This is a genomic window from Rossellomorea vietnamensis, assembly GCF_008180415.1.
Lineage (GTDB): Bacteria > Bacillota > Bacilli > Bacillales > Bacillaceae_B > Rossellomorea > Rossellomorea vietnamensis_C.
Genome location: NZ_VTEI01000010.1, coordinates 102985 through 124990, shown reverse-complemented (window position 1 = coordinate 124990; position 22006 = coordinate 102985). Strand labels below are relative to the sequence as shown.

Here is a 22006-nt window from a genome sequence, read left to right as displayed (position 1 = left end):
GAGCTGGGCCTGCAGGGCATTATAAGGCTTACAGCGTTTTAGCTCGTAATGAATGGTGCTCTTGCTTCTTTTCAACTGTGCGGCAATATAGGAGAGCGACTTCTTTTCCAGGCAATAACTTTCAATTAATACACGTTCCTGTGGTACGATATGGGTATAGCTCATTTGGGAACACTCCTTAGTTGATTGGCGTTAACTATTGTGTACCCACTTGAGCTATTTTAATTTACGAGCCGTTCGACTTAATATGATAATCTATAGGTATTAAAAATAGCTTTAATAGAGGGAGAAATTCCCTCTATTTGAATCAAACCAATAGAAAATAGTTGCTTTTTCTTTATATAAGGGGAAAAATTCCCTCTATCCACTAACAAAATGAGCTCCAATCATCAATTAAGGGGAAATTTTCCCCTTATTTTTCCGTGGCGGCCGGGATCAAACATCCCCCAGGAGAATAAAGGGAAAAACCGTCTATTCTTAAGAACATTTGCCTGTCGGGGCTGCCCGAGGCGCTTGGCTTTAACAAATAGAGGGAAAAATTCCCCTTATTTATTAAATAGGCTTTAAAAATAGCTTTTAATAGAGGGAGAAATTCCCTCTATTTGAATCAAACCAATAGAAAATAGTTGCTTTTTCTTTATATAAGGGCAAAAATTCCCTCTATTCACTAACAAAATGAGCTCCAACCTTCAAATAAGGGGAAAATCTCCCCTTATTTTTCTGCTGGCGGCCGGGATCAAATAACCACCAAGAGTATAAAGGGAAAACCGTTCTTTCTATTCTTGAAAACATTTCCTGTCGGGACTGTTCAAGGCATTTCCTCTTTCAATCCACTAATCTTCATAAAACTACGAAATAAATGAATAAAGTCCTAAAGAATCTCTCCAATCTTTTGAAAGCAATATCGAACATCAAAATGGTTCTTCCAAAAGCATAGGCATCTGCCTGGCGTCCGTTCTCCTAAGTGAAGATATCTCTATCACGAATGTAACTATCTATGATCCATTTATCAAACTAATTTAAATTTTTACAATTTATTGACTATTAGTCATACAAAATGTTATTATATCGTTGAATAAACGTTATATGTTTTATACAGAAAAGGGTTAAAAAGGAGGGGCAATATGAAGAACGGCATGATGGTGGGGCAGACAGCTTCTGTTACTGCCAAAGTGACACCTGAAATGTTTGCCCAATTTGAAGGGGTAATTGTTCATCCTGTTTACTCGACTGTTTCCATGGTTTATCACATGGAGTGGGCTTCAAGGAAGATCATCCTTCCTTTTCTGGAAGAAGATGAAGAGGGGATGGGAGGCGCGGTTTCCATGAAGCATATCGCTCCCAGCCAGGAAGGGACAACGGTAACCGTTACGGCAACGCTGACCGACCTCCGTGCCAATGTCGTAATAACCAAAGTAGAGGCTAGAAATGAAAATGGCCTGATAGGGATTGGCGAAGTTAAGCAGGTTATCCTTCCGAAACAAAAGATAGAGATGATGGGGAAAAAGGGAGAATGATTCCGATGTATTTTGTCGGAATTTGTAAGCGGTTTCAAACAAAAGGGTATAGGAGATGATTTCATGGATATGTTTGAAAAGATTCGTGAGCATGAACAAGTGGTTTTCTGCAATGATGAGGAGACCGGTTTGAAGGCGATCATTGCCATACATAATACGACACTCGGCCCCGCATTGGGCGGCTGCCGGATGAGACCATATAAATCAGTGGATGAAGCTTTGGAAGATGTTTTGAGATTATCAAGGGGAATGACCTATAAATGTGCCGCAGCCGACGTGGATTTTGGCGGAGGGAAGGCGGTCATAATCGGAGATCCGCAAAAAGACAAGAACCCGGAATTGTTCCGTGCATTCGGACAATTCGTAGAATCATTGAATGGGAGATTCTATACAGGTACAGACATGGGGACCACACCAGAAGATTTCATTTATGCGTTGAAAGAGACGAACTGTATTGTCGGAGTCAATGAGGAATACGGCGGCAGCGGTGATTCTTCCATCCCGACAGCCATGGGGGTCATCTACGGACTGCAGATTACGAACAAAACCATCTGGGGCGAAGAGGACTTGGGAGCAAGAAGCTATGCCATCCAAGGACTTGGGAAAGTCGGCATCAAGGTCGCTGAACGCCTTATGGATGAAGGAGCAGAGCTCTATATCGCGGATATTAATCAGCATGCAATTGATGACCTGGTATCCAGAGCGAAAGAAAAAGGGGTGGCCATAAAGGTTGTTTCAGGTGATGAGATTTATTCTGTCGATGCGGACGTTTTCGTCCCTTGCGCAATCGGCGGCATCATTAATGACGAGGCGGTTGAAAAGCTGAAAGGGAAAGCTGTAGTGGGATCGGCCAACAACCAGCTGCTTCAGATGAAACATGGCAAAAGACTGCATGAAAGAGGCATCCTGTACGCCCCGGATTATATTGTGAACGCAGGAGGCCTGATTCAGGTTGCGGATGAATTATATGAACCGAACAAGGAACGGGTACTTCAGAAGACCAGAACCATATATCATTCGCTGCAAAGAATCTATGCACAGGCTGAAAGAGAAGGCATCACATCTGTGGAAGCGGCTGACCGATACTGTGAAAATCTTATCCATACTCGCTCCCGCCGAAACAGCTTTTTCTCTCATATGAAGAGACCAAAGTGGTCCGTGCGTACGTAAGAAATTCCATTATAAGACTAGAGGTGAAGAGATGGAAGAACAGTTTCCGATTTATAGAGTGATAGATAATGACGGCAAGTTTGTGGGAGAAAGAGATGAGCGAATCACAGAAGAGCTGGCCAGGAAATTTTACCGCCATATGGTGAGGATCCGGACATTCGACAAAAAATCCATCAGTCTGCAGAGACAGGGACGTATTGGAACTTATGCTCCGTTTGAAGGGCAGGAAGCTTCACAGGTTGGCAGCTCGACAGCCCTGGAGAATGATGATTGGATGTTTCCTTCTTACCGCGATCACGGGGCGGCGATGACATTTGGACATTCATTGAGAAATATCCTTTTGTTCTGGAAAGGAAGAAATGAAGGATGCGTCCCTCCGGAAGGGAAAAAAATCTTTCCGCCTGGGATTCCGATTGCGACCCAGCTTCCCCATGCAGCCGGTGCAGCTTATGCTGAAATGCGGAAAGGCACTAAAAATGCTGCGATCGTTTACTTTGGAGACGGCGCCACATCCGAGGGCGATTTTCATGAAGGCCTGAATGTCGCCAGCGTCTTGAATGCACCCGTTGTCTTTTTTAACCAAAATAACGGATATGCTATCTCTGTACCCCTGACAAAGCAGATGAAAACCAAAACAATCGCCCAAAAAGCTCTTGCTTATGATATCCCTGGTGTCCGTATCGATGGAAATGATATCTTTGCTGTTTACTTCCAGACGTTAAAAGCATTGGAGCGGGCAAGGAATGGAGAAGGGCCGACACTGATCGAAGCAGTGACCTGGAGGTATGGAGCACATACAACGGCTGATGACCCAACGAAATACAGAAACCAAGAGGAAAGTGATGAACGCAGAAAACTTGGCGACCCGCTTGACAGGCTTAAAAGATTTATGGACCAACAGGGCTGGTGGGACCAGGAGTGGGCTGACTCTGTGCAAAAAGAAAGTACAGCGGAAGTCGATCAAGCTGTGGAAGAGTTAGAGAGCTATCCGGAAGCAGATCCTGCTGTCATCTTTGATTATGTATTTGAAAAGCCGACATGGACAATCTCAGAGCAGAAAGATTTGCTGCTCGGGCAGCTGCGAGGTGAAGGATGATGAAGACTGCGGTGAAAACGAAGCAGATGACAATGGTCGGTGCCATTACGGATGCAATGCGAATCATGCTTAAGGAGAAAGAGAATGTCCTGCTTCTTGGAGAGGATATCGGAAAAAACGGCGGGGTCTTCCGGGCAACGGATGGACTGCAGGAAGAGTTCGGTGAAGACAGGGTCATGGACACTCCTTTAAGTGAAGCAGGCTTCATCGGGGCAGCCATCGGTATGGCGGCGAATGGCTTCATCCCGGTAGCGGAAATTCAATTCCTTGGTTTCATTTACCCGGCCTATGAACAGCTGATGACCCATGCGTCGAGGCTGCGTGCAAGAACACTTGGGCATTTTACCTGTCCGCTTGTAGTCCGTGCACCTTATGGAGCGGGTGTCCGCGCACCGGAGATTCACTCAGACAGTACGGAAGCGATTTTCACACATATGCCTGGACTGAAGGTCGTCTGCCCTTCAAATCCATATGATGCAAAAGGTTTGCTGATAGCAGCCATCGAGGATCCGGATCCTGTCTTGTTCCTTGAGCCAATGCGGATTTACCGTGCTGCCAAACAGGAAGTGCCGGAAGAGAAATATTCAATCGAGCTTGGGAAAGGAAAAGTGGTCAAGGAAGGGGAAGATGTGACGATCATCGCCTGGGGAGCCATGGTTCCGGTCGCTTTACAAGCCGCTAAGGAAGCTGAGAGCAAAGGAATCAGCTGTGAAGTAATCGATCTTCGAACACTTTATCCCATCGACAAAGATATCATAGCAGACTCTGTGCAAAAGACAGGGAGAACAGTGGTAGTCCACGAGGCACATGCTACAGGCGGGGTGGGAAATGACGTACTGGCTATCATCAACGACACTTCTTTTCTTTATCAGAAAGCACCTGTTGAGAGAGTGACCGGTTTTGATACACCTGTACCGTATTTCGGTTTTGAAGATTACTATCTGCCGACTGCAGAAAGAGTGCTGGAGGCAGTTGAGAAGGTAGCTAAATTCTAGGGGGTGGAGAGGATGGAAGTTAAACTGCATGATATCGGCGAGGGGATGACAGAGGCGCACATCAGCCATTTCTTCGTAAAAGCCGGTGATTCAGTAAGGGCCGATCAGCCATTGGTAGAAGTGCAGACAGATAAAATGACCGCGGAAATCCCTTCTCCTGCAGCCGGGACGATCAAAGAGATATTAGTTTCAGAAGGAACCACGATAGAAGTAGGAACGGTCGTCTTGGTGATGGAAGCAGCCGGAAGAGAGAGGAAAAAGCCGGAGGAAATACGAGAGAACAAGGAAGCACGGAAAACAGTCGCAGCAGCGTCCTCTTCTAACCTTGCCCGGAGCAGAAAAAGAATTTTGGCAGCTCCCTATACGAGAAAAATCGCGAGAGAACAAGGCGTTGATATAACAAAGGTCGAAGGAACAGGGGCAGCGGGAAGGATAACAGATGCAGATGTTTTGAGATTCGTAGAAGGAGATGGGATATCCTTATCCGAAACGGCTGAGGTTACAGAGACCGTCCTGCCGGAAAGCCAGCCTGCAGTCTCAATGAATAGAGAAAGTATTCCGTTCAGGGGCAGGCGGAAGCAGATCGGCATGAAAATGAAGTCCTCCCTGATGACGATTCCGCACTGTACCCATTTCGAGGAAATCGATGTGACCAACCTAATGCTGTTAAGAAATCAACTGAAGCAAGCGGAAATCAATATTTCCGCCTCAGCCTTTTTTGTAAAAGCCCTATCCATTGCGCTGAAGGAGTTCCCGATTTTCAATGCAAGAGTGAATGAGGAAAAAGAACAGATTACCTTCATCAAGGATCATAATATCGGGGTAGCAACAGATACAGAAGAAGGTCTGATTGTCCCGGTTGTCAAAAATGTTGAAAGCAAGTCGTTAAAGACCATCCATTCTGAAATGAAGGCCAGCACCTTGAAAGCCAGGGATAACAAGCTCGTCTCCAAGGATGTAATGGGCGGCACCTTCACGATTTCCAATGTGGGGCCTATGGGGGGATCCATCGGGGCAACTCCGATCATCAATCATCCTGAAGTGGCTTTGGTCTCTTTTCATAAAACAAAGAAAAGGCCGATGGTCAATGAAAAAGATGAAATCGTGATCCGTTCCATGATGAATATTTCCATGTCATTTGATCATCGGGCAGCGGATGGAGCGACTGCGGTAGCATTCACAAACCGTTTTGCCGAACTGATTGAAAATCCTAATCTTATGATTGTGGAGTTGATGTAAATGGTAGTTGGGGAGTTGGCTGAAGAACGAGAGCTGGTCATTATTGGCGGTGGTCCCGGCGGTTATCACGCTGCCATAAGAGCAGCACAACTGGGGCTTTCCGTCCTGCTCGTTGAAAAAGAAGATATGGGCGGTGTGTGCCTGAATAAGGGCTGTATACCATCTAAGGTTTTTACACAGTTAGCCAGGAAGCATAAAGAAATGAGTCACTATCAAAAGATGGGGCTGGACTCAGGTGATGTTTCTGTTAACCTGTCCAAACTTCAAGACTATAAAAACAGTTTAATAGCTCAATTGAAAAAGGGTGTCAGTTCACTTTGCGAGGCAAATAAAGTTGAAATTGTAAAAGGTACGGCATCATTTCTTTCCCAAAATAAAATCGGCGTGGAAAATGGACACAGCTTTACAGTCTATTCTTTCCAGTCCGCAATCATTGCCACTGGAGCCAAAAGAGAGCAGCCTTCTTTTATTCCAGCATACAGCAGCAGAATCTTAGACGAGTTTTCTATCTATGAATTAAGCAATCTTCCTGAAGAGCTGGCCATTTATGGAAACAGTTATATTGAACTCGAGGCGGCGTCCAGTTTTGCTGCGTTAGGAACGAAGGTGACGCTTGTCCTGGATGGGGAGCTTCCATTTGATGATTCGATCAACAAAGAACTAACAAGGGTTTTAAAGAAAATGAAGGTGAAGCTGTTGTCCGGATTTACCCCTGACGTTTCAGAATCTCTTGAAGGAGTTTCGATTTCACTTGAAAAAGAAGGCAGTGACTCCGTGACATTGGAAACCTCTTACTTCTTTTCAGCAAGGAAGCTCAAGGGGAATTTGGATGGCTTAGGGGTTGATCGATTGAAGATGAGCCTCACTGAAGATCATTTCATTGAAATCGATGAAACGTGCAGAACTTCCATACCAGGCATTTATGCTGTGGGTGATGCGGTTAACAGCTCTCCGCTTGCTGTCAAGGCGATCAGGCAGGGAAAAGTGGCGGCGGAAAATGCAGCTGGCTTGCCATCAGAGTATGATGGAATGCTTTTGCCAGATGTAGTCCAAACCATTCCGCCGGTCGCCTCAATCGGATTGACTGAGAAGGAAGCTGCCGAGGAACATGATATTTCTGTGAGCACCTATTCAATGGGAGGCAACGGATTCGCCCAGCTTATTGGTGAGAAAGAAGGATTAATAAAGGTTGTCTCCGATTCTTCCAGTGATTTGATTCTGGGAATTCACATGATCGGCAGCGGAGCAGTGGAAATGATTTCAGGGGCGGCTGTTGGGATGGAAATGGCCGGAAGAGATGAAGATTTTTCTTATCCCTATTATCCCCATCCAAACACAAGCGAGAGCCTGCAGGAAGCTATGGAAGCATTGAAGGGCAAGGCGGTACACCTTCCTCCAGTGAAGCAAAAAGAATATTCAGTTTGAGCGGAATTATATCTTACAAATACCAGTTGAGCTGCCCAGAGACTCTTTAATCTAATAGGCTCTTTTCTAAAAGATAGTTGCTTTTGAATGCGATTTCACCCCTCCTCCCTATTATTCGTAGAAGGATTGGAACGGAAGGTGTGCGACCTCCTGCGGGATTAGCGGGCAGGTGAGACCCCCAATCTAGTTGCAGCACCCAGCCCCTCGGGGTCAAATAACCTCAAGAGAATAAAAGGAAAACCCGCCTTTTTTTCTCTTGAGAACATTTGCCTGTCGGGGCTGAGCAGGGCGCTCCACTTTATATACAGGCAAAGCCGAGGAGGCTCACCGCACGCCCGCGGAGTCGCGCGCCTGGAGTGGAAATCCCATACTTTTAAAACAGCCACAATCTTTGCGAAAATAGCCAACTGACAAGTCCTCTTGCTGAATGCTTTACTGCGGTGATGCGTTTCTGCTTTAACTCCCGCTCTTGAGAAATGGTGAAACAAAAACTATCATAATATTTAGAATAGTATAATATAAAAATGGAGGTTGTTATAATGCAAGGTAAAATGGCTGAAACAAATCAAAAGGTAGAAGATTTCTTTCCGGTAAGAGACGTAGACTATCTCGAGTACTATACAGGAAATGCGAAACAAGCCGCTCATTATTTCTGTACAGCATTCGGTTTCAAAATGGTTGCTTATTCAGGTCTTGAAACAGGAAACCGTGAAACCGTATCTTATGTCCTTCAGCAGAACAAGGTACGGATGCTGATCACCGGTTCACTTACTGAAAGCTCCCGAGTTGCTTCTTTTGTAAAACAGCATGGAGACGGAATCAAGGACATTGCTCTTGCTGTGGATGATGTTGAAAAGGCTTACAGTGAAGCTGTATCCAGAGGAGCTATTGAAATCACTCCGCCGATGACATTATCCGATGATAACGGAACAGTGAAAAAAGCCATTATTGGTACATACGGTGATACCATCCATACTCTTGTAGAGCGCAAAGACTATAAAGGTATATTCATGCCGGGATTTGAAGCGATGGAAATGAAAGTTCCGTTTAAAGATGCAGGAATCATCGCGGTCGACCATGTAGTAGGAAATGTGGAAAGAATGGAAGAGTGGGTCTCCTACTATGAAAAAGTTATGGGCTTCAAAGAAATGAGGCACTTCACAAATGACGATATCAACACTGAATATTCAGCTTTGATGTCAAAAGTGATGCATAACGGCGGCCGGATCAAGTTCCCGATCAATGAACCGGCTGATGGAAAAAGAAAATCGCAGATCCAGGAATACCTTGAATTCTATAACGGACCTGGAGTACAGCATATCGCCATCTTGACAGAAGACATCGTCGAGACGATTTCCATCTTGAAGGAAAATGGTGTTGAGTTCCTTGATACTCCGGACACATACTACGACATGCTTTCCGAGCGAGTAGGGGAAATTGATGAAGAGATTTCTAAAATTAAAGAATTGAAGATTCTCGTGGACAGGGATGATGAAGGATACCTGCTGCAAATCTTCACAAAACCGATTGTAGACAGGCCGACACTTTTTATTGAAGTGATCCAGCGCAAAGGTGCAAGAGGTTTTGGTGAAGGAAACTTCAAGGCCCTGTTTGAATCGATCGAGCGTGAACAGGAGCGCCGAGGCAACTTATAAAATAGTTTCTGAGAAGTCCGGAAGCGGCATCTCATCATAAAGGGATGTCCCTACAAGGAATGGGAAGACACATCAATCAGCCTTTTAGAGCAGGCGGAGATTGAAACCTTGGAGGGGCTCCCTTTCTTTTTGCAAGAAAATAAGAATGAAGGCAGGCATGTGTGTTAGTACCCTGCAGCAGATGTCAATTCGATATGAAAACAGTTTATCTAGAAAGCGGGGGTCGAAGGTGGCCGTGAAATTTAAAACGAGAAAGAGAGTCGAAGAAATTGCACCTTATGTCCTTGGAAAAAGTATCGCTGAAATTAAGCTTGAACTGGGACTCTCGGAAATTCGCAAGCTCTCGGAAAATGAAAATATTTATGGATGCTCCCCCAGTGTAAAGGCGTACCTGAGTACAGGAGGATCGGATATTTATCTTTATCCGGATGGCATGGCACAGGAACTGACTGAAAAGACAAGTGAATTCCTGAATGTGGCACCGGAACAGCTCGTGTTCGGCAATGGCTCGGATGAAGTGATCCGCCTGCTGACGAGAGCGTATATAAGCGAAGGTGACGAAGCTGTGATGGCGGATGTCACATTCCCGAGGTATCAGACCAATGTATTTTTAGAAGGAGGCACACCCGTTATTGTTCCCCTCGTCAATGGCGTCCATGATTTAAAAGGGATGCTGGAGAAGATTACAGAGCGGACCAGAATGGTGTTTGTCTGCAATCCGAATAATCCGACTGGGACGATAAATGGAAAACTGGAGCTCTTAAGGTTTTTGGAAGAGGTCCCTCAGAATGTTCTTGTCATTGTGGATGAAGCTTATGTGGAGTATGTGACGACAGAGGATTATCTTCACTGCATTCCTCTCCTCGGGCAGTTTGAAAATTTAATTGTTTTACGGACTTTTTCAAAAATATATGGATTAGCCGGTCTTCGTGTCGGTTTTGGGGTGATGAATGAAGAGATTGCCACCCAATTAAGGAAGGTCAAAGACGTATTCAATGTCAGCCGGCTTGCCCAGGGAGCTGCCATAGCCGCGATCGGGGATCAGGAATTCATTGAAGAGTGTGCGAGGATGAACGAAAAAGGAAGAAATTATCTGCAGGCTGAATTCAGTAAAATGGGATTATCCTGCTTTCCCTCTCAATCAAACTTCATCATGGTGGACTGCGGCATGAGAGGAGACATTGTGGCAGCAGGGCTTCTGAAGCGTGGAATCATTGTCCGGGCCGGTACATTGCTTGGGTATCCAACCACAGTCAGGGTCACCATTGGAACAGATACGGACAATCACACATTCATCCAAGGACTGAAACAGGTCATTGCAGAAGAGAAGGAGAGAACCCATGGAAATTAAACCGGACACGCTCGAGTGGAAAGATGCTTATAAGCTGCTTGTCGGATCGATTGTTCCCCGTCCTATCGCCTTTGTCTCGACTCTCGATGAAAATGGAAGAGCCAATCTTGCTCCTTTCAGCTTTTTTACAGCTATCAGTGCAGATCCGATGCTTGTCTGTTTTTCGCCGATGAGAAGGGGAACGGATGGCGGCAAGAAAGATACGCTGAACAATATTGAGAGCACCAAGGAATTCGTTATTAATGTCGTGAGCGAAGAGATTACAGAACAGATGAATAATACCGCAATTGAATATGAATCAGGGATCGATGAGTTTGAGGAAACAGGATTGAACAAGCTGGAGTCCGTCATGGTGAAGCCTCCGGGTGTCAAGGAAAGCAAAGTCCAGCTGGAATGTTCCCTTCAACAGGTGCTTCATTTCGGCGATGGAGCCGGATCAGGAAGCCTGGTCATCGGGAAGGTAGAGTATGTCCGTGTGGCAGACGAGCTTTATTACGACGGCAAAATTGACACCGAGCAACTGAAGCCTGTCGGCAGGATGGCCGGCCAGATGTATACAAAGCCTATGGCAGAGACATTTGAAATGGTCAGGAAAAGGTGAGGCTATGAAATTTATAAGCTATCAAAACAAGGATGGTAAACTCAGGCTCGGCATCCTGCAGGATAAACATACAGTAGTGGATGTCCATGAAGCAAGTGAAGGTGCCCTGCCAGATAATATCTTGTCTTTTTTGGAAAACAGTGAGAAGAATTTGAAGCTGCTTCAGGAACTGAACCCTGCCGGTAAGGGCATATATTCTATGGAGGAAGTATTGGTTAAAGCTCCTGTACCCCTTCCGGTCAGCATCCGCGACTTCTATGCTTTTGAAGAACATGTGAAAACCGCCAGAAAAAACCGGGGCCTGGATGTCGTTCCCGAATGGTATGAAATGCCGGTTTTTTATTTTTCGAATCATCTCGCTGTTAAAGGAGATGGAGAAGCGATTCAACGTCCCGCAAACTGCAGCTGGCTTGATTATGAGCTGGAAATTGCCTGTGTGATAGGCAAAGAAGGTCGGAATATCTGCAGAGATAACGCTGAAGAATACATATTCGGCTATTGCATCATGAATGATTGGAGTGCACGGGATCTTCAGAGAGAAGAAATGAAAGTCGGATTAGGTCCCGCTAAAGGGAAGGATTTTGCCACCTCCATCGGTCCCTATATCGTGACAAAGGATGAACTGGAACCTTACCGCAAGGGAGACCGCTACGATTTGAAGATGACAGCGAAGGTGAATGGACAGGAACTTTCTTCCGGGAATTTTAAGAGCATTTACTATACATTCGCCGAGATGATTGAGAGGGCTTCCGCAGATGTCACCCTTTATCCAGGAGAGGTAATCGGTTCCGGCACCGTCGGGACTGGATGCATTCTTGAACTTGGCACGGATGTCCACCGCTGGCTTGAGCCTGGGGACACTGTGGAACTTGAAATCACAGCCTTGGGAAAATTGAGCAATGAGGTTAAGGAAGGAGGATTTTAATGTATTACCGCACCCTGGGGAAAATTCCTCATAAGCGTCATACGATGTTCAAGAAAGACGATGGAACGCTGTTTCGGGAACAAGTGATGGGCACGAAAGGCTTTTCGGGAACTCAGTCAATTCTGTATCATCACCATATGCCGACGGAGGTGGCGAAAGCAGAACTGCTGGGCTCCTATCTGCCGCAATTTGAAGAAAATCAAGAACTGAAGCACCGCCATTTATTGACTGATAATGCAGCCAAGTCGGGAGATGCTCTAAAAGGAAGAGAATACTTGCTGGGGAATGAGGACCTGCTCATCGGTACAATCCTGGTAACTGAAAATATGGAAAGCTATTACCGCAATGGCGATGGAGATGAAATGCTTTATATCCATCGAGGAAAAGGGACCGTGGAAACGATGTTCGGAACATTGACCTACCGTCCAGGGGATTACGTCATCATCCCGATTGGCACCATATATAGAGTCCTGCCTGAAGAAGATACGAAAATTCTCTTTATTGAGTCCTTCAGCCAAATTACAACTCCCAGAAGATATAGAAATGAATATGGGCAGCTGCTCGAGCACAGTCCGTTTTGTGAACGCGATATCCGCGGACCTGAAAAGCTGGAAACGTTCAGTGAAAAAGGGGAGTTTGAAGTCATCACAAAATCCCGCGGATTGATGAATTCACATGTTTTGAATCACCATCCGCTTGATGTGGTCGGCTGGGATGGTTATCTGTACCCATGGGTCTTCAACATTGAAGACTTCGAGCCAATCACCGGGCGTGTCCATCAGCCGCCTCCGGTGCACCAGACTTTTGAAGGGCACAATTTCGTCGTTTGTTCCTTTGTGCCCCGACTGTATGATTACCATCCGGAATCGATTCCGGCACCTTACTATCACAGTAATGTGAACAGCGATGAACTTCTCTACTATGTAGAAGGGAACTTCATGAGCCGGAAGGGAATCAGCGAGGGATCGATCACCCTTCATCCAAGTGGCATCCCACATGGACCGCATCCTGGCACAACTGAAAAGAGTATCGGAAAAAAGGAAACTCTCGAGCTCGCCGTCATGATCGATACATTCCGTCCGTTAAAAATCGTCAAAAAAGCTCACGTTATCGAAGACAAAAACTATATGTATACCTGGATGGAATAGTCCAAGGAAGGGGCATGATAACCAATCGTGTCCCTTTTTTAGTAATTTAAAAGGGATATCGCCTTATACATTGAATAGTGTTAAAGAGAACTATCGAGAAATTTCCTCGGAGGATACTGGTTGTTTCATGTAAGTAAATGCTCTGAACTTTACCTTGGGTGTAACCCTCATGAGAGTTCATCTGGAAGCATGGCATCAAGTGTTACCAAAACAGGCTGTAACTAAGCAAGCAAAATTTGAAGGAGTGACAAAATGTTAGGATTTAAAAAAACAGAAGAAATCTATAGAGAGAAAACAGTGGATGGCAGCGAGATCAATGTGCTGGCTATTGATACCTCTTCAACAGAAGTCATTTTATCTCCCCATGCATCAGAAGATATCAAATTAGAGCTTAAAGGGGAGGTCAGCCCTAAATTAGAAGAAAGCATCAGGATGAATGTAACGCAGCAGGGGCGTGCACTAAATGTACAAGTGAAATTTGAGCGGGACAGCGGCTTCAGTTTCGGAATTGAAATAATCAAACTGGCCCTGAGCGTTCAGGTTCCAAACAAACTGTATGAGGAAATCACAGTTGAAACTTCTTCAGGAGGAGTGGAAGCTTCAGACGTGGAAGGAAAGAAAGTGAAGTTTAAAGCAAGTTCAGGAGAGGTGGATGCAGCAAGGATAAAGGCTCACACCGAATTTAAGTGTAAAACAAACAGCGGAGGTATTCATTTGAATGGGATTGAGGCTCCTGTGATATATGCCAAGGCAAACAGCGGAACAGTTTTACTGCAAAACCTCACAGCCGCTGACATCCATGCTAAAGCTTCTTCCGGAAAAGTAGTCGGAAAGAAGTGGACGGGGAATATTACCGCTGAATCAAATTCGGGTGGGATTGACCTTCATTCTACAGAATTGACAGGGAATATAGAGGCTGAAGCTTCGAGTGGAGATGTCATGCTCTACTTTGACAAGAAACCACAATCCTTCTCCCTTGATTTCTCAGGAAGTTCAGGAGAAGCTCACCTGGAATTGGACGGCATTCACTATGAAAAGAAGAAAGACCACCGCATCAAAGGGACAATGGGTGATGGCAAATATACTATAAAAGTCAAAACATCCTCTGGAGACTTTGATTTCAGAACATAAACAAATCTGAGTACCATAGTTGCCTTGAGCAACAAAACGCTCAGAGTATGAGAAAAGGACTTCCGGCAAAGAAGTCCTTTTCTGCTGGTCATTCATTCTGCGATATTAACATAAATATCTTTTGTATCCGGTTTTTCCTCAATCAGCCCCGACGCCTTCAGCCAATCGATGGTTTCCTGCCAAGAGGCTTCGCTTTGGCTTCCGAACGCTTCATCCTCTGACTCCATTTTGGGCAGCAGGATGCTCATGCTTTCTTTCTCGACTTCCTCGACCAGCGGGAAATTAGCTTCATCCTGGCTGCTCAGCAGGACTTGCAGTGCTTCATCCTGGTTTTCCTTCATGAATTCGTAGCCTTTAGTGGCAGCACGCCAGAATGAACGGATGCTTTCTTCTTTTTCATTCCATGTCTCATCATTTGTGGTAAAAACCAGTTCGTAAAAGCTCGGTACGCCGTAGTCAACTGGATTGAAATGGCGGGTTTTATAGCCTTCGTGTTTCAGTACCGGAACTTCATGGTTGATATAGGCTCCGATGACGGCATCAGCTTTTTCACTGACAATCGATGAGCCCAGCTCGAATCCGACGTCAATCGTATCAACCTTGGCCGGATCTCCACCGTCAGCCTCTACCATTGTGCTGAGAAGAGCTTCGTTAAGGGGAATCCCGGGGTATCCGACCTTCTTTCCTTCCAGGTCTTTGGGTGACTGAATCGGACTGTCTTCCAGGAAAACCACATGATTCAATGGAGAGCGGATAATGGCTGCAACAGACTTGACGGGAATGCCCTCGTTGGCTCTTGCACTGATGACATCTGGCTGATAAGAGATTCCGAGATCAATCTGCCCGGCCGCCGCAAGATTGATAGGATCGGTTGGATTTGCTGGGAATTTGATCTCTACGTCCAGCCCTTCATCTTGAAAATATCCTTTTTCTTTTGCTGCATAAAGGTAGCTATGGACGGCATTAGGATACCAGTCCAGCATTATCGTCAGTTTTTCCAATTCTTCTTCTGTTGAAGCAGACGTGTCCTCTTGAGAACAGCCTCCTATTATGACAAGACTTACAAGAATCATGAACATAAGCATTTTCTTCATAAGGATTTCCTCCATTTTAAAAATATATTTTCACACAGAGTCACAAGCAGAAATAAGACGATGCCGGCAATCGATAATAGGACTATGGGTGCGAACACTGCTGCACCGTTAAACTGGGTCATCATCCTGCGGCTGAAGTACCCCAGCCCGGCTTCTGCCCCAAGCCATTCTCCGATAGCGGCGCCAATGACACTCAGGGTGACAGCCACCTTCAATCCTGAGAAAAAATGCGGAAGGGCAGAAGGGACGCTGAGTTTCAGGAAGACCTCTCTTTTTCCGGCACCCATCGTCAGCATAAGTTCTTTCAAGTCCTTGCTGACAGACCGAAGTCCATCAAAGGTACTGACGGTGATGGGGAAAAAGGTGATGAGTACGGTTACCACGATCTTGCTCCAAATCGAATAGCCAAACCAAAGTACAAAAATAGGGGCCAGGGCAATGACCGGGATGGTTTGGGAAGCAATGAGAATCGGATAAAAAGCCCGTTTTGCCGATTTGCTAAAATTCATTAAGACAGCCAGGATAATACCGATTGCAACCGAGAATGCTAAACCGATTAAAATGATGGCCATGGTGGCAGGCAGGTGTTTTATGAGCAGAACTACTTTCAATTCCCAGAGTTCTGCCGCGATTTCCGCTGGAGTCGGCAGGATAAAAGGTTTATTATAGAGGGCTGCTCCAAGCTGCCAAAGGATCAGAAAGAAAAGGATCACAAGAGAAGAGCTTATGTAATTACGCCGCTTTCTCATGAATGGGACACCATTTTCCTTAACTCGGAAATCAGCGTTGTTTTCAAGCCTTGAATATCTGTGTGAGCAAGATCCCTGAAATCGCGGGGCCTTGGCAGAGGAACCTTAATCTCCGTCAGTTGTGATACGGGCATGGTGCTGAATACAAAAATACGGTCCGCCAGAAACAAGGCTTCTTCCACATCATGGGTGATGAACAGGATGGTTTTCTTCCATTTGCTCCATTGATCAAGAAGCCATTCCTGCATGGAAAGCTTTGTGATAGCATCCAATGCACTGAATGGTTCATCTAGTACAAGAAGATCTTTCCCGCTCAGTACTGCTCTCAGGAAAGAAACTCTTTGGCGCATGCCGCCGGATAAATTATGAGGATACCGGTCTTCATATCCACTTAGGCCGAATTCCTTTAATAGCCCTCCGACTTCTTCACACGCTTTTTCTTTCTTCATCCCTTGCAGTTGAAGAGGCAGGATGGCATTCTCCCTAACCGTACGCCATGGCAGCAATAGGTCCTGCTGCGGCATATACCCTGCCTGTCCCAAGCGGTGTTCAATTTCTTCTCCATGGAAAAGGATCCTGCCGGAGGTCTGATTTTCCAGGCCGGTAATCAGCCGGAACAAAGTGCTTTTTCCAGAACCGCTGGGACCGATGATTGATACGAATTCTCCTTGTCTGATAGAAAGCGAGAGTCCATCGAGTACGTGGCCGGGGGACTGTTTTGTGCCGCCTGTGTAAGAGAAAGAAACACGGTCAAGGGTGAGCAGATCAGTCATCCGTCGGCCACATTTCTTCGTTCCAGGCCATGTCCCAAAACATGAATTCAAAGCGGCTTGTGTTCAAGAAGATTTCTTCTAATCGCAGTAATTCTTCTTCGCTTTTTCCGGCTGCTAAGCGGTTAAGCAGGGAAATCAGCCACAGAGATAAAGAGCCGAATTCATCAGATGAATACATCGATATCCATTCTCCATAGAATTCATGGCTTGCGGCACCATCTATGGTGTTCAAGTCCTTGCCGATTTCCCAGTAACTCCACATACAGGGAAGAAGGGCGCACACCAATTCAGCAAGAGTTCCATTTTCAGAGACATGAAGCATGTAATGAGAATAAGCGAGTGTGATGGGAGAGGGCTCAGCGGTTTCAAGCTCCTCTGTTGAAATGCCAAACCTTTTTGCATACTGGCGGTGCAAAGCCATCTCTTCATTCAAAGTGGAATCCAGCAGCTTTGCGAATTCCCCCATAGTCTTTGGGTCTCTTGCTTTCATGGCCCCTAAAGCAAATAGCTTGGCGAAATCTATTAAATAAACATAGTCTTGAATCATATAAAAACGGAATTTGTTCCGGTCGAGCGTCCCTTGGCCGATTCCCTGGACGAGAGGGTGCTGATGATTTTTGTTCCAAATGGGCAGTACCTTCTGATACAAACGGTCAGTAAACTCCATCATTTCTCCTCCTTCTTTGTGCGGGTCCATTCGTATATAAAGTTCACCAGTACTTGAGTGAAACGGACCAGTTGATCTATCGATACTCGTTCATTCACGCTGTGGGCATTGTGTAAATCACCAGGACCGTAAATGACAGCCGGAATACCCGCATTGCCCAGCCAGCCGCCGTCCGTGACAGTAGGTGATACATCTATGACAGCATTATGGCCAGACATCACGGCATGAGAGGAAGACAAGGCTTTCACACCCGGATGCTCAGGATCCACTTCAAGCGAAGGAAATATTTCTCCTTCATCTTCAATCATTGAAGTGCCTCCCCAACGGAAGGAAGGAGGATGATCGCGAAGCCAGATGTCAGATTTGGCCACCTCAAGGATATGATCCTCCACTTCTTTGGCCGCACTTTCATAGGTTTCGTCAGGATAAAAATGAACGGTTATCCACAGCCTGCACTCATCAGCAATGAAAGCAGGGTGCCTTCCGCCTTTAATGACTGCCGGGTTGATGGTATTGGAACCTGGAGGAAATCCAGGGTATTGTTTTGTCACTGCCCAGAAGCGTTCCAAATCTTGCAGCCCCTGGATAATCACCATCATCTTTTCAATGGCACTTGCCCCGGAAAGGCCGCCGCCGGCATGAATCATGTTTCTTCTTACCGCATCATGGTGGCTCGTCGGGCTTTTCACTGTAATCCAGCCGGTTATGACACCGCCTTGGCCCTGGATATGCAGGTCACTTGTATCGACCACGACTGCAAAATCGGCACTATATCCCCGCTCGCAGCATTGCAGGGTGCCTGCTTCCCCAACTTCCTCTCCAATCACCGATTGAAAGATCAAATCTCCCGGAAGGTCGATTCCTGCCTCAGATAATAACTTTATGGCAAATAAGGCGCCGGCGAGACCGCCTTTCATATCTGCGGCGCCTCGTCCGGTCACGAAGCCATCCCTTACTTCTGGCTGAAAAGGAGCAGTTGTCCAGTTTTCACCCTCTTCAATTGCAGCGACATCAATATGGCCATTGATAATCAAGCTTTTATGACTAGCTGGAGCGCTTCCTTTTTTGGTACCGACCACATTAGGATCACCAGGGTATACATCCCACTGATCAATCGTGAATCCTGATTCTTCGAGAAACGAAGCAATGAAGTTTTGAGCTTCCCTCGTATTGCGTGCAGGAGGACTCGGTGTTTCAAAACGAATCAAGTTTTTCAGTAAATCAATGAGTTCTTCCTTCCGTTCTTCAGCCTCAAGGATGAGACGGTTGACCATGTTCTCCATTTGTCCTCCCCCTTATTGACAACAAAAAGACCACTTTCAAAAAGAAAGTGGTCTGGCACAAATTTAAGTATGTAAAGAGAATACAGGCAGTACGATCCTACTGTCTGCAATGCATACATATGTCCGCCACTTCCCTTCGCTAGTATTACCTAGATCAGGTAGTCAGGGTTAAGACATGTAAATGTCTCTCTCAGCTTAAACGCACCCCTAGTGTTGTTCAAAATATGAAATTGTCTGTACATTACATATCTATCATACTCTGAATATTTCTGCAACATGAAGTTAAGAAAAAAATATTATTGAAATAATGCAGGAATACCCCGAATCTTGCTGAATACATTCATACAATACGAAAGTGTGAGTGACAGGAGGCGGAGGATTGGAAAAGATTTCGATCGGGCTATTAGGATTGGGTACAGTTGGTTCCGGCGTTGTGAAGGTGATACGCAATCATCAGGATAAACTGGTGCATGGTGTAGGATGTCCAGTTGAGATAAAAAAAATATTGGTCCAGGATTCCGCGAAGTCCCGGGAAGTTGTGGTGGATCAGGAGCTGGTGACGTTAGATTCCAATGAAATAGTGGATGACCCGGCCATTGATATCATTGTGGAAGTGATGGGAGGAATAGAGGAAACGCGGAAACTCCTCCTGAGAGCTCTTGAAAAAAAGAAGCACGTGGTAACGGCCAATAAGGATTTAATGGCACTTCACGGACCGGAACTGTTAGAAACCGCATCAAAGAATGGATGTGATTTGTTTTACGAAGCAAGTGTGGCAGGGGGTATCCCTATTTTACGCAGTGTGGCAGATGGCTTTGCCTCAGACCGTATCCACAAAATCATCGGGATCGTCAATGGGACAACGAATTATATACTCACTAAAATGAGTGATGAAGGAAAATCCTATGAGGAAGCCCTGAATGAGGCTCAGAAATTGGGATTTGCAGAATCGGACCCTGAAGCTGATGTCGAGGGAATCGATGCAGCAAGGAAAATGGCCATATTGTCAACGCTCGGGTTTTCAATGAATGTCGGACTCCATGATGTCAGGTTCAAAGGGATAACCAACATTTCACAGCAGGATATTGAGTATGGAAAAAGACTGGGCTATACTATGAAACTGATCGGGGTCGCTGAAAGAGATGGCGAGAAGATCGATGTTACCGTTCAGCCTGCCTTGGTGACTGATTCGCACCCTTTGGCAGCAGTGAAAAATGAGAATAATGCAGTGTATGTTTACGGAGAAGCAGTTGGAGAAACGATGTTCTACGGTCCGGGAGCAGGAAGTCTGCCTACAGCAACTGCAGTGGTTTCCGATCTTGTCGGAGTCATGAGGAATATGAGGCTTGGGGTCAACGGACACAGTGCAGCTTTTCCGCAATTCACCAAAAAGGTGATGGAAGCGGATGAAGTGTTCAAAAAGTATTTTATCAGGCTGGTGGTTGAAGACGAAGTGGGGACACTTGCAGAAGTGACAACTCTTTTTTCAAAAGAGGGAATTTCTGTAGAAAAAATATGGCAAAATCCCACAAGAGGCAGTATCTCTGAAATAGTACTGGTGACACACAAAGCCTCCAGAAAAAGCTTTCAAGATATCTTAGTAGAGTTGAATGATTCCAGTGTGGTCAAACATGTCGGAAGTTACTATCGCATTGAGATATAAGAAATTCAAACCAGTATCTTACTGGTTTTTTTTGCTTTTGATGGTCAGGTGAAAGCGAACCTATTCCTAATAACTTTACACTTGCTTGGGAATTTGAATACGGCTCAACAAATTAAGCGGGCATAAATAAGCGTAAAAAAGCAGTATGAGTTGACAATGCGTGAGTAAAACGGAAATAATAGGAAGTGATAAAAGAATTGGAAGGCGGGATTAAAATGTTCTCTGAGGAGAGAAGAAAGCAAATCCTTGAAACCCTTGAAAGAGAAGGCAGGGTTCTTGTAAAAGAGCTCGCGGAACAATTTGAAGTGTCGATCGATTCCATTCGCCGGGACCTGTCCATCATGGAAAACGACCAGCAGCTGAAAAGGACGCATGGCGGCGCCATCCCTCTGCCAGCAGTAAGGTCAATGCCAAGGAATAATGATGAAAGATTTGGAGAGAGCACTTCTTACCAAAAAGAGATAGCTGAAAGGGCAGCTGCCTATATCCATCCAGAGCAAACCGTTTTTATCGGCGGTGCGTCCATCCATTTTGCCATGATTCCTTACCTGCCAAAGGAATTTTCATTTACAGTGGTAACGAATTCTGTTGAAATCGCTTATCAGCTGAGAGAGTTTGAGAATATCCATACTTATGTAATCGGCGGAAAGATGAAGGTTTCGGGCAATATCACAGACCCTCTCGCTGCCCAATTCGCGGAACGTTTTCATTATGATTTATGTTTTGCTACTGGAGGAGGATTGACAGCAAGAGGTTTAAGTACTGCTACTCCCGAAGTGGCTCTGTTTCATGAAAAAGTATATGAAAACTCCCGCCGGATCATAACTTTAGTCGAACACACAAAAGTGGGGGCCGATTTATTCACCAGTATGTATCCTTTGAAGAAGCTGGATATCATTTTAACTGATGAAGCCACCACTTCTGCTCAAGTGGATGAGCTTGAATCGCATGGAGTGAAGATAATAAAGGTACCTAAAAATAAATAAATCCTGTATTCCTTTAAGTGAAGTGAGTAAAATCGCTTCACTTTTTTGCGCTATAGTTCTGTCTTAAACAACTTTCAAAATGAAGCATTTGTCCTGCTCATCCACAAACAGGCAGAATTCTTGGTGTGGTTGGATGCCGCTGATGTCCCGGATTTCTTTTGGGATATGAATCGCGCCTTTCTCGGAAATATACCGCTTATTATTCGTGCTGTTTTGTTCCGGTTTTTTGATCACGATGGCTTCCTCATCATAGCAAATTTCCGCCTGCCGTCCGGGAACGAGCCCGAACTGCTTCCTCCATTGATTTGGCAATGTTACATTTCCGGTTTTGCTGAAATCTTTGCACTTGTATTTTTCCCACATCAGCTTTTTCACCTCTTATTATTAAATAACCTGTGGAGATGGAACTAAAACGTTGAGCCTTTGATTAGTGAAGGTTCTTTTCTTAAACTCTGTATAGACGATATAAAGTTCACCTCAAATATCTGTATATAATAATTTCGTGATAACTCCTTTCTATTCTGGTATGCCAAAAGAA

General features: G+C 45.3%; 22 protein-coding genes and 1 riboswitch. Of the genes, 14 read left to right on the top strand and 8 right to left on the bottom strand.

The window, feature by feature from the left end; all coding sequences use genetic code 11:
- Positions 1-165 (bottom strand): helix-turn-helix domain-containing protein (locus FZC78_RS24780; protein WP_148941345.1); only part of this gene is annotated, 165 nt, incomplete at its 3' end.
- 959 nt (positions 166-1124) lie between these two features.
- Here FZC78_RS24780 and FZC78_RS17210 point away from each other — a divergent pair.
- The 6 genes from FZC78_RS17210 to FZC78_RS17185 all read left to right on the top strand — a co-directional run bounded on the left by FZC78_RS17210 (position 1125) and on the right by FZC78_RS17185 (position 7442).
- Positions 1125-1517, top strand: a complete 393-nt coding sequence (locus FZC78_RS17210; RefSeq protein ID WP_148941344.1) for a thioesterase family protein — start codon at positions 1125-1127, stop codon at positions 1515-1517.
- Positions 1518-1580: 63 nt separating this feature from the next.
- Complete coding sequence (locus FZC78_RS17205; RefSeq protein ID WP_148941343.1) at positions 1581-2687, top strand: Leu/Phe/Val dehydrogenase; 1107 nt, start codon at positions 1581-1583, stop codon at positions 2685-2687.
- Positions 2688-2718: 31 nt separating this feature from the next.
- The gene (gene pdhA, locus FZC78_RS17200) at positions 2719-3783 is read left to right on the top strand and encodes a pyruvate dehydrogenase (acetyl-transferring) E1 component subunit alpha (protein WP_148941342.1); all 1065 of its coding nucleotides are present in this window, start codon (positions 2719-2721) and stop codon (positions 3781-3783) included.
- Positions 3783-4778 (top strand): alpha-ketoacid dehydrogenase subunit beta, encoded by a 996-nt coding sequence (locus tag FZC78_RS17195; RefSeq protein ID WP_148941358.1) that lies wholly within the window; start codon positions 3783-3785, stop codon positions 4776-4778. The genes pdhA and FZC78_RS17195 overlap by 1 nt, the downstream gene beginning before the upstream one ends.
- A 12-nt stretch (positions 4779-4790) precedes the next feature.
- Positions 4791-6017, top strand: a complete 1227-nt coding sequence (locus FZC78_RS17190; RefSeq protein WP_148941341.1) for a dihydrolipoamide acetyltransferase family protein — start codon at positions 4791-4793, stop codon at positions 6015-6017.
- Positions 6018-7442, top strand: a complete 1425-nt coding sequence (locus tag FZC78_RS17185; RefSeq protein ID WP_148941340.1) for a dihydrolipoyl dehydrogenase family protein — start codon at positions 6018-6020, stop codon at positions 7440-7442.
- Positions 7443-7600: 158 nt separating this feature from the next.
- Here the strand turns inward: FZC78_RS17185 and FZC78_RS24380 are convergent, their stop codons facing one another.
- Complete coding sequence (locus FZC78_RS24380; RefSeq protein ID WP_252183660.1) at positions 7601-7849, bottom strand: hypothetical protein; 249 nt, start codon at positions 7847-7849, stop codon at positions 7601-7603.
- A 132-nt stretch (positions 7850-7981) separates the two neighbouring features.
- Here FZC78_RS24380 and hppD point away from each other — a divergent pair, with 132 nt between their 5' ends.
- The 6 genes from hppD to FZC78_RS17150 all read left to right on the top strand — a co-directional run bounded on the left by hppD (position 7982) and on the right by FZC78_RS17150 (position 14253).
- Entirely contained in the window at positions 7982-9097 is a 1116-nt protein-coding gene (gene hppD / locus FZC78_RS17175) for a 4-hydroxyphenylpyruvate dioxygenase (protein WP_148941339.1), read from the top strand.
- A 229-nt stretch (positions 9098-9326) separates the two neighbouring features.
- Positions 9327-10448, top strand: coding sequence for a histidinol-phosphate transaminase (hisC, locus tag FZC78_RS17170; RefSeq protein WP_148941338.1), 1122 nt, complete (start codon positions 9327-9329; stop codon positions 10446-10448).
- Positions 10438-11049 (top strand): flavin reductase family protein, encoded by a 612-nt coding sequence (locus FZC78_RS17165; protein ID WP_148941337.1) that lies wholly within the window; start codon positions 10438-10440, stop codon positions 11047-11049. The genes hisC and FZC78_RS17165 overlap by 11 nt, the downstream gene beginning before the upstream one ends.
- 4 nt (positions 11050-11053) lie before the next feature.
- Complete coding sequence (locus tag FZC78_RS17160) at positions 11054-11974, top strand: fumarylacetoacetate hydrolase family protein (RefSeq protein WP_148941336.1); 921 nt, start codon at positions 11054-11056, stop codon at positions 11972-11974.
- The gene (locus FZC78_RS17155; RefSeq protein ID WP_187444982.1) at positions 11968-13122 is read left to right on the top strand and encodes a homogentisate 1,2-dioxygenase; all 1155 of its coding nucleotides are present in this window, start codon (positions 11968-11970) and stop codon (positions 13120-13122) included. The genes FZC78_RS17160 and FZC78_RS17155 overlap by 7 nt, the downstream gene beginning before the upstream one ends.
- A 252-nt stretch (positions 13123-13374) precedes the next feature.
- Positions 13375-14253: a DUF4097 family beta strand repeat-containing protein gene (locus tag FZC78_RS17150; RefSeq protein ID WP_148941334.1), complete on the top strand. Its 879-nt coding sequence runs from the start codon at positions 13375-13377 to the stop codon at positions 14251-14253.
- Between the two features lie 92 nt (positions 14254-14345).
- Here FZC78_RS17150 and FZC78_RS17145 read toward each other — a convergent pair whose 3' ends face one another.
- Genes FZC78_RS17145 through FZC78_RS17125 form a run of 5 tightly spaced genes read right to left on the bottom strand, consistent with a single transcriptional unit; the run spans position 14346 to position 18819 of the window.
- Positions 14346-15347 (bottom strand): ABC transporter substrate-binding protein, encoded by a 1002-nt coding sequence (locus FZC78_RS17145; protein WP_148941333.1) that lies wholly within the window; start codon positions 15345-15347, stop codon positions 14346-14348.
- The gene (locus FZC78_RS17140; RefSeq protein WP_148941332.1) at positions 15344-16096 is read right to left on the bottom strand and encodes an ABC transporter permease; all 753 of its coding nucleotides are present in this window, start codon (positions 16094-16096) and stop codon (positions 15344-15346) included. The genes FZC78_RS17145 and FZC78_RS17140 overlap by 4 nt, the downstream gene beginning before the upstream one ends.
- Positions 16093-16869, bottom strand: coding sequence for an ABC transporter ATP-binding protein (locus FZC78_RS17135; protein ID WP_148941331.1), 777 nt, complete (start codon positions 16867-16869; stop codon positions 16093-16095). Before FZC78_RS17135 ends, FZC78_RS17140 begins: the two co-directional genes overlap by 4 nt.
- Positions 16862-17536, bottom strand: coding sequence for a thiaminase II (gene tenA / locus FZC78_RS17130; protein WP_148941357.1), 675 nt, complete (start codon positions 17534-17536; stop codon positions 16862-16864). Before tenA ends, FZC78_RS17135 begins: the two co-directional genes overlap by 8 nt.
- The gene (locus tag FZC78_RS17125) at positions 17536-18819 is read right to left on the bottom strand and encodes an acetylornithine deacetylase (RefSeq protein WP_148941330.1); all 1284 of its coding nucleotides are present in this window, start codon (positions 18817-18819) and stop codon (positions 17536-17538) included. The genes tenA and FZC78_RS17125 overlap by 1 nt, the downstream gene beginning before the upstream one ends.
- A gap of 114 nt (positions 18820-18933) precedes the next feature.
- Positions 18934-19038: riboswitch (TPP riboswitch) on the bottom strand.
- 160 nt (positions 19039-19198) lie between these two features.
- On the opposite strand from FZC78_RS17125, the gene FZC78_RS17120 reads away from it, so the two are divergent.
- Together FZC78_RS17120 and FZC78_RS17115 are read left to right on the top strand one after the other, a co-directional pair.
- Positions 19199-20482, top strand: a complete 1284-nt coding sequence (locus tag FZC78_RS17120; RefSeq protein ID WP_148941329.1) for a homoserine dehydrogenase — start codon at positions 19199-19201, stop codon at positions 20480-20482.
- A gap of 215 nt (positions 20483-20697) precedes the next feature.
- Entirely contained in the window at positions 20698-21468 is a 771-nt protein-coding gene (locus FZC78_RS17115; RefSeq protein ID WP_148941328.1) for a DeoR/GlpR family DNA-binding transcription regulator, read from the top strand.
- A gap of 63 nt (positions 21469-21531) precedes the next feature.
- On the opposite strand, the gene FZC78_RS17110 is transcribed toward FZC78_RS17115, so the two are convergent.
- On the bottom strand, positions 21532-21831 hold the full coding sequence (locus FZC78_RS17110) for a hypothetical protein (RefSeq protein WP_148941327.1): 300 nt from the start codon (positions 21829-21831) through the stop codon (positions 21532-21534).
- Positions 21832-22006 lie beyond the last annotated feature (175 nt).

What these genes read in the sequence shown, in the direction of transcription:
- FZC78_RS17210 (WP_148941344.1), top strand. Translation starts at nt 1,125, where the DNA reads ATGAAGAACGGCATGATGGTGGGGCAGACAGCTTCTGTTACTGCCAAA.
- FZC78_RS17205 (WP_148941343.1), top strand. Translation starts at nt 1,581, where the DNA reads ATGGATATGTTTGAAAAGATTCGTGAGCATGAACAAGTGGTTTTCTGC.
- pdhA (WP_148941342.1), top strand. Translation starts at nt 2,719, where the DNA reads ATGGAAGAACAGTTTCCGATTTATAGAGTGATAGATAATGACGGCAAG.
- FZC78_RS17195 (WP_148941358.1), top strand. Translation starts at nt 3,783, where the DNA reads ATGAAGACTGCGGTGAAAACGAAGCAGATGACAATGGTCGGTGCCATT.
- FZC78_RS17190 (WP_148941341.1), top strand. Translation starts at nt 4,791, where the DNA reads ATGGAAGTTAAACTGCATGATATCGGCGAGGGGATGACAGAGGCGCAC.
- FZC78_RS17185 (WP_148941340.1), top strand. Translation starts at nt 6,018, where the DNA reads ATGGTAGTTGGGGAGTTGGCTGAAGAACGAGAGCTGGTCATTATTGGC.
- hppD (WP_148941339.1), top strand. Translation starts at nt 7,982, where the DNA reads ATGCAAGGTAAAATGGCTGAAACAAATCAAAAGGTAGAAGATTTCTTT.
- FZC78_RS17165 (WP_148941337.1), top strand. Translation starts at nt 10,438, where the DNA reads ATGGAAATTAAACCGGACACGCTCGAGTGGAAAGATGCTTATAAGCTG.
- FZC78_RS17160 (WP_148941336.1), top strand. Translation starts at nt 11,054, where the DNA reads ATGAAATTTATAAGCTATCAAAACAAGGATGGTAAACTCAGGCTCGGC.
- FZC78_RS17150 (WP_148941334.1), top strand. Translation starts at nt 13,375, where the DNA reads ATGTTAGGATTTAAAAAAACAGAAGAAATCTATAGAGAGAAAACAGTG.
- FZC78_RS17145 (WP_148941333.1), bottom strand. Translation starts at nt 15,347, where the DNA reads ATGAAGAAAATGCTTATGTTCATGATTCTTGTAAGTCTTGTCATAATA.
- FZC78_RS17140 (WP_148941332.1), bottom strand. Translation starts at nt 16,096, where the DNA reads ATGAGAAAGCGGCGTAATTACATAAGCTCTTCTCTTGTGATCCTTTTC.
- FZC78_RS17135 (WP_148941331.1), bottom strand. Translation starts at nt 16,869, where the DNA reads ATGACTGATCTGCTCACCCTTGACCGTGTTTCTTTCTCTTACACAGGC.
- tenA (WP_148941357.1), bottom strand. Translation starts at nt 17,536, where the DNA reads ATGGAGTTTACTGACCGTTTGTATCAGAAGGTACTGCCCATTTGGAAC.
- FZC78_RS17125 (WP_148941330.1), bottom strand. Translation starts at nt 18,819, where the DNA reads ATGGAGAACATGGTCAACCGTCTCATCCTTGAGGCTGAAGAACGGAAG.
- FZC78_RS17115 (WP_148941328.1), top strand. Translation starts at nt 20,698, where the DNA reads ATGTTCTCTGAGGAGAGAAGAAAGCAAATCCTTGAAACCCTTGAAAGA.
- FZC78_RS17110 (WP_148941327.1), bottom strand. Translation starts at nt 21,831, where the DNA reads ATGTGGGAAAAATACAAGTGCAAAGATTTCAGCAAAACCGGAAATGTA.